This window comes from Streptomyces sp. PU-14G, from assembly GCF_041028275.1.
Classification (GTDB): domain Bacteria; phylum Actinomycetota; class Actinomycetes; order Streptomycetales; family Streptomycetaceae; genus Streptomyces.
The window spans coordinates 1-5430 of sequence record NZ_JASKYT010000416.1; the positions used below are offsets into that span (position 1 = coordinate 1).

Consider the following 5430-nt stretch of genomic DNA (forward strand, 5'->3'; position numbering starts at 1 on the left):
CTCCAGGGGCGGGCCCGTGCGGCCCTCGCGGAACGCCGCCGGCGACGGCCCCTGCACGACCTGCGCACCGGCGCGCCGGACGTGACCGCGTTTCCCCGCTCGGCCTGGCTGGCCTCGGCCCGCAGAGCGCTCACCGCCGCGCCCGCCCACGCCTTCTCGCACGGCGACCTGCGGGGCACCGCCGAGCTGCGGCGCGCACTGGCCGACTACCTGGCGCGGGCTCGCGGCGTGCGCGCCGATCCCGAGCGCATCGTGGTGTGCGCAGGGTTCGCGCAGGGCGTCGCCCTGCTGGCCAGGGTCGTCACCGGGACGGTCGCGGTCGAGGAGTACGGGCTGTTCTTCCACCGCGAGCTGCTCCAGACACGGGGCGCGCCCACCCGTCCGCTGCCGGTGGACACGCGCGGCGCGAGGACGGAGGCACTCGATACCGACCCACGGTTCGCCGACGCGGGAGCCGTGCTGCTGACCCCCGCACACCAGTACCCGCTCGGGGTGCCGCTGCACCCGGACCGGCGGGCCGCCGTCGTCGACTGGGCACGGCGCTGCGGCGGACTCGTCCTGGAGGACGACTACGACGGCGAGTTCCGCTACGACAGGCACCCGGTGGGGGCGCTTCAGGGACTCGGCCCCGAACACGTCGTCTACCTCGGCACCGCCAGCAAAGCCCTGGCACCGGCGCTGCGCCTGGCGTGGATGATGCTGCCCGACCACCTCGTGGACGACGTACTGGCGGCCAAGACACCCGCCGAGTGGGCCGTCGGCAGCCTCGACCAGCTCACGCTCGCCGACTTCCTGGAGCGCGGCGCCTACGACCGGCACGTGCGCGCCATGCGGCAGCGCTACCGCGTCCGGCGCGACCGGCTCGTCGAAGCGCTGGCCGCCCGGGTACCCGAGGCGCGCGCCACCGGCATCGCCGCCGGGCTGCACGCCGTTGTGGCCCTGCCGCCCGGCGTGGAGGAGGAACGCGCGCTGCGGGCCCTGGAACGGGCGGGCGTGGGCCTCGACCCGCTCACCGGCTTCCGGCCCCCGGCCGCACCGGACGCGTCCGCGGCGCCCCCGTCCCTGGTCGCCGGCTACGGAAGCCCCGCCGAACACGCGTACGGGGCGGCGCTGGACGCCCTGTGCACCACACTCGCCTCCCTGCGCGGCGGCACGCGAGGCGCACCCGGCCGGGCGGGGGCTTGACGCACCGCACGGCGTCCGTGGAGGCTCCACGGGCCCGTACGGAAGCCGTCCACGGGCATCCGGAGTGCCCAGACGGCAGACGGGGGTGTGCGGCGCCATGCCGACGGTGGAGGAGAACGGTCTCAACGTCATCGCCGAGGCCGAACGCAAGGGGCGTCCCGCCCAGTTGTTCTGGCCGTGGTTCGGCTCCAACGTCTCCGTGCTCGGACTCGGCTACGGCTCCTTCGCACTGGGCTTCGGACTCTCCTTCTGGCAGGCGCTGCTCGCGGGCACCGCCGGCATCCTCGTCTCCTTCCTGCTGTGCGGGCTGATCGCCGTGGCAGGCAAGCGCGGCTCGGCACCGACGATGGTGCTCAGCCGGGCCGCCTTCGGTGTCCGCGGCAACCGGCTGCCCTCCGCCGTCTCCTGGATACTGACCGTCGGCTGGGAAACCGTCCTGGTGACACTGGCGACCCTGGCGACAGCCACCGTCCTCGACCGGCTCGGCTGGGGCGGCGGCACGGGCACGAAGATCCTCGCCCTGCTCGTCGTCTCCGCGCTCACCGTCGCCGCCGGAGTCATCGGCTTCGACCTCATCATGCGGCTCCAGACCGCCATCACCGTGGTGACGGGCGCCCTGACGCTCGGCTACGTGGCACTGGTGGCCGACGAGATCCACTGGGACCGCGTCTCCGCGCTGCCCCACGGGTCAGCGCAACAGGTCGTGGGCGCACTGGTGTTCGTGATGACCGGATTCGGACTCGGCTGGGTCAACGCCGCCGCCGACTACTCGCGCTACCTGCCCCGCCGCACCCGCGGCACGGCCGTCGCCGCCTGGACCACGTTCGGCGGCTCGCTGGCGCCCCTCCTGCTCTTCGTCTTCGGCCTGCTGCTGGCCGGCTCCTCCACCGACCTGAACCAGGCGGTGGCCGCCGACCCCATCGGCGCCCTCACCACGCTCCTCCCCCTGTGGTTCCTCCTCCCCTTCACGCTGGTCGCCGTGTTGGGCCTGGTCGGCGGCGCGGTCCTCGACATCTACTCCTCCGGCCTCGCGCTGCTCGCCGCCGGCGTCCGCGTCCCGCGCTACGTCGCCGCCGGAATCGACGGCGCGCTGATGGTCGCGGGCACCGTCGCCCTCGTCTTCCTCACCGACGACTTCCTGGGCACCTTCACCGCTTTCCTCACCACCCTCGGCGTCCCCATCGCCGCCTGGTGCGGCATCATGCTCGCCGACCTCGCCCTGCGCACCCGCACCCTCGACGACGCCGACCTCTTCAGGCCTGCGGGCCGCTACGGCGACGTACGGTGGCTGCCCGTCACCCTCCTGGCCGCCGCCACCGCCGTGGGCTGGGGCCTGGTCACCAACACCGGCGCCGCCTGGCTCGACTGGCAGGGCTACCTCCTGGCCCCCCTGGGCCTGGGCGGCCGGGACGGCACCTGGGCCGGCGCCAACCTGGGCCTGCTGGCGGCGCTGGCGCTGGCCTTCGCCGTCACCCTGGCGACCCGGCGCCGGTCGGTACGGCGGCAGGAGGCCGGCGCCTACTCCGGCGGGCGGCTGTAACGCTCCAGCGCGGCCTTGCCGGTGGAGCCGCCGAGGAAGACCAGTTCCCACGGGCCGGAGTTCACGTCGAAGTCCTTGCCGAACCCGAGCCACTTGCCGGTCATCCGCCGCCCGGTCGGCTCGACGAGAAGCTGAAGGGCGCCGTGGTAGCGGGCGCCCGCGTAGTAGCCACCGGTCGCGGTCTGCTCCGTCCACGTCCCCGTGACCACGTTGCGGTCCACGGTCATCTCGAGCGCCAGCGGCGAGTCCGGGTTGTTCGACCCGCCCGGCAAGGACTCCCCGGTGAGCCGGTTCCCGTGCTGCACCAGCACGACGTGATGGGCCCCGGTGAACGTGTCGCCGCGACCCGAGCTGAAGTACTCGTAGCGGCTCAGCCAGACGCCGCCGTAGTGCGGGGGCGGCTGCTGCTGGTGCCGGGCCCGGGCGCCCGCGCCACCGGCCGTTCCCGTCTCCTCGGCCTCCACATCGTGTCCGCCGTGCCCGTCCTCCCGCACGCGCGACCCCGGCACCGGGAGGCAGAACCCGAGCGCTTCCACCGGCCGCCCGGTGACCCGCTCCAACGCGCGGGCATACACGGGCCGGGGGGTACGGCTGATCCCCGCCTCCCAGCGCTGGACGAGCCGCTTGCTCGCGTCGTTCGGCTCCCCGGCTTCCTCACCGGAGCGCCGCAGCACCCTGGCCAGGTCGTCCTGGCTCAGTCGCAGCCCGATGCGCACGGCACGCAGGACGTCGTTCGGAACGTGCTCGGCTGTGGTCATGGACCCACGTTAGGACCAAGGCGGCTCGTGTGACACCGGTTTGACGCCTTTTGATGACTCCGGTCGGACGCCCCGAACGTCGTCGCACTGTCCCGCCGACGGCGGCGACCATGAGCGGCACCCGCGGAGAGGAGCACAGGATGCCGGAGACGAACGAGCCGCTTTTCCAGGAGGACATGCGGCTGCTGCCGTGGACGACGGAGACGGGAAAGCCCTGCTATCTGGCACCGGGCGCCGAAGGCGGGGTGCTCTCCGCGCTGGCCGACGAGGCGGAGAACCACCAAGTGCGCGGGGCCACGGAAGCGTTGCGGGAGGCCGAAAGTGTCCTGGCGAACCCCGCCGCCGGAGCCCTCGCTCTCCGTCTGGCGCTGGGAGCGTGCGTGCGCGCGCTCGCGAACGCCCTGCGTGTCGCGGAGAGCCGAGGGCTGCGGCTGGGTGCCGCCGACCCCGACGGCACCTGACGCCGGTCAGGCGGCCAGCACGGCGCGGAGCTGGTCCAGGCCCCAGTCGAGGTCTTCCTTGGTGATGACCAGGGGTGGGGCGAGGCGGAGGGTGGAGCCGTGGGTGTCCTTGACCAGGACGCCGCGGGCCAGCAGCTTCTCCGAGATCTCCCGGCCCGTGCCGTGCGAGGGCTCGATGTCGACGCCGGCCCACAGGCCGCGCCCGCGGACCTGGCGGACGGCGGTGTCCGGCAGCAGGGCGAGTTCGCGGTGGAGGTGCTCGCCCAGTTCCGCGGCGCGCCGCTGGTACTCGCCGCCGCGCAGCATCTCCAGCACCTCCAGCCCGACGGCGCAGGCCAGCGGGTTTCCGCCGAACGTGGAGCCGTGCTCGCCGGGACGGTGGACGCCCAGCACCTCGCGTGAGGAGACGACGGCGGAGACGGGCACGACGCCGCCGCCCAGCGCCTTGCCGAGCACGTACATGTCGGGCGCCACGCCCTCCTGTTCGCAGGCGAAGGTGGCCCCGGTGCGGCCGAGCCCCGACTGGATCTCGTCGGCGATGAACAGCACCCCGCGCTCACGGGTCAGTTCGCGGGCCCCGGCCAGGTAACCGGGCGGCGGCACCAGGACGCCGGCCTCGCCCTGGATGGGCTCCAGGAGCACGGCGACCGTGTGCGCGTCGAGCGCGGCCTCCAGCGCGGCCAGGTCGCCGTACGGCACGGTCTCGAAGCCCGGCGTGTAGGGGCCGTGGTCCGCGCGGGCCTCCTCGTCGGTGGAGAAGCTGACGATCGTCGTCGTACGGCCGTGGAAGTTGTTGTCGGCGACGACGATCTTCGCCTGTCCGGCGGGCACGCCCTTGACGCGGTAGCCCCACTTGCGCGCCGTCTTGACGGCCGTCTCCACCGCTTCGGCGCCGGTGTTCATCGGCAGCACCATCTCCATCCCGCACAAGTCGGCGAGCTGGGCGGCGAAGTCGGCGAAGCGGTCGTGATGGAAGGCGCGGGAGGTCAGGGTGACCCGGTCGAGCTGGGCCTTCGCCGTCTCGATCAGACGCGGGTTGCGGTGGCCGAAGTTCAGCGCCGAGTACCCCGCCAGCATGTCGAGGTAGCGGTGGCCCTCGACATCGGTCACCCACGCGCCGTCCGCGGTGGCGACGACGACGGGGAGCGGGTGATAGTTGTGCGCGCTGCGAGCCTCCGCGGTGGCGATGCTCTGCGCGCTCGTGGCGGTGGAGGTGGAGAGGGTGGACATCGTCGTCTCCGTCTCTGTGCGTGCCGGTGCCGCCAGGTGGGGCGGCACCTTCCATCTTCCATCGCCGCCCGTGCCGCCGTCCCGCGCCCGACCGCCTTGCGCCTCCGGTGCCCCGGCGCTGCGCCTCCGGTGCCCGGACCGCCATGCGCCTCCGGCGCCACGACCGCCATGCGCCTCCGACGCCACGACCGCCATGCGCCTCCGGCGCGGGGTGAGGCGGCCCCCAGCCGGGGCGGGGCGCTCCCCGGCTGGGGGC

General features: G+C 73.9%; 5 protein-coding genes. 3 read left to right on the forward strand and 2 right to left on the reverse strand.

Annotation, left to right across the window (positions count from 1 at the left end; all coding sequences use genetic code 11):
• The coding region (locus AB8Z75_RS30310) for a PLP-dependent aminotransferase family protein (protein ID WP_369207575.1) at positions 1 to 1185 on the forward strand (1185 nt) is incomplete at its 5' end.
• A 97-nt stretch (positions 1186 to 1282) separates the two neighbouring features.
• Positions 1283 to 2725, forward strand: coding sequence for a cytosine permease (locus AB8Z75_RS30315; protein ID WP_369207576.1), 1443 nt, complete (start codon positions 1283 to 1285; stop codon positions 2723 to 2725).
• On the opposite strand, the gene AB8Z75_RS30320 is transcribed toward AB8Z75_RS30315, so the two are convergent.
• A complete protein-coding gene (locus AB8Z75_RS30320) occupies positions 2704 to 3483 on the reverse strand; it encodes a helix-turn-helix domain-containing protein (RefSeq protein ID WP_369207578.1) in 780 nt (259 codons plus the stop codon). The genes AB8Z75_RS30315 and AB8Z75_RS30320 overlap by 22 nt on opposite strands.
• 140 nt (positions 3484 to 3623) lie before the next feature.
• On the opposite strand from AB8Z75_RS30320, the gene AB8Z75_RS30325 reads away from it, so the two are divergent.
• Entirely contained in the window at positions 3624 to 3944 is a 321-nt protein-coding gene (locus tag AB8Z75_RS30325) for a hypothetical protein (RefSeq protein WP_369207580.1), read from the forward strand.
• 6 nt (positions 3945 to 3950) lie between these two features.
• On the opposite strand, the gene rocD is transcribed toward AB8Z75_RS30325, so the two are convergent.
• Positions 3951 to 5174 (reverse strand): ornithine--oxo-acid transaminase, encoded by a 1224-nt coding sequence (rocD, locus tag AB8Z75_RS30330; RefSeq protein ID WP_369207582.1) that lies wholly within the window; start codon positions 5172 to 5174, stop codon positions 3951 to 3953.
• Positions 5175 to 5430: the final 256 nt, after the last annotated feature.

Coding starts and splice junctions, on each gene's coding strand:
- AB8Z75_RS30315 (WP_369207576.1), top strand. CDS start 1,283: ATGCCGACGGTGGAGGAGAACGGTCTCAACGTCATCGCCGAGGCCGAA.
- AB8Z75_RS30320 (WP_369207578.1), bottom strand. CDS start 3,483: ATGACCACAGCCGAGCACGTTCCGAACGACGTCCTGCGTGCCGTGCGC.
- AB8Z75_RS30325 (WP_369207580.1), top strand. CDS start 3,624: ATGCCGGAGACGAACGAGCCGCTTTTCCAGGAGGACATGCGGCTGCTG.
- rocD (WP_369207582.1), bottom strand. CDS start 5,174: ATGTCCACCCTCTCCACCTCCACCGCCACGAGCGCGCAGAGCATCGCC.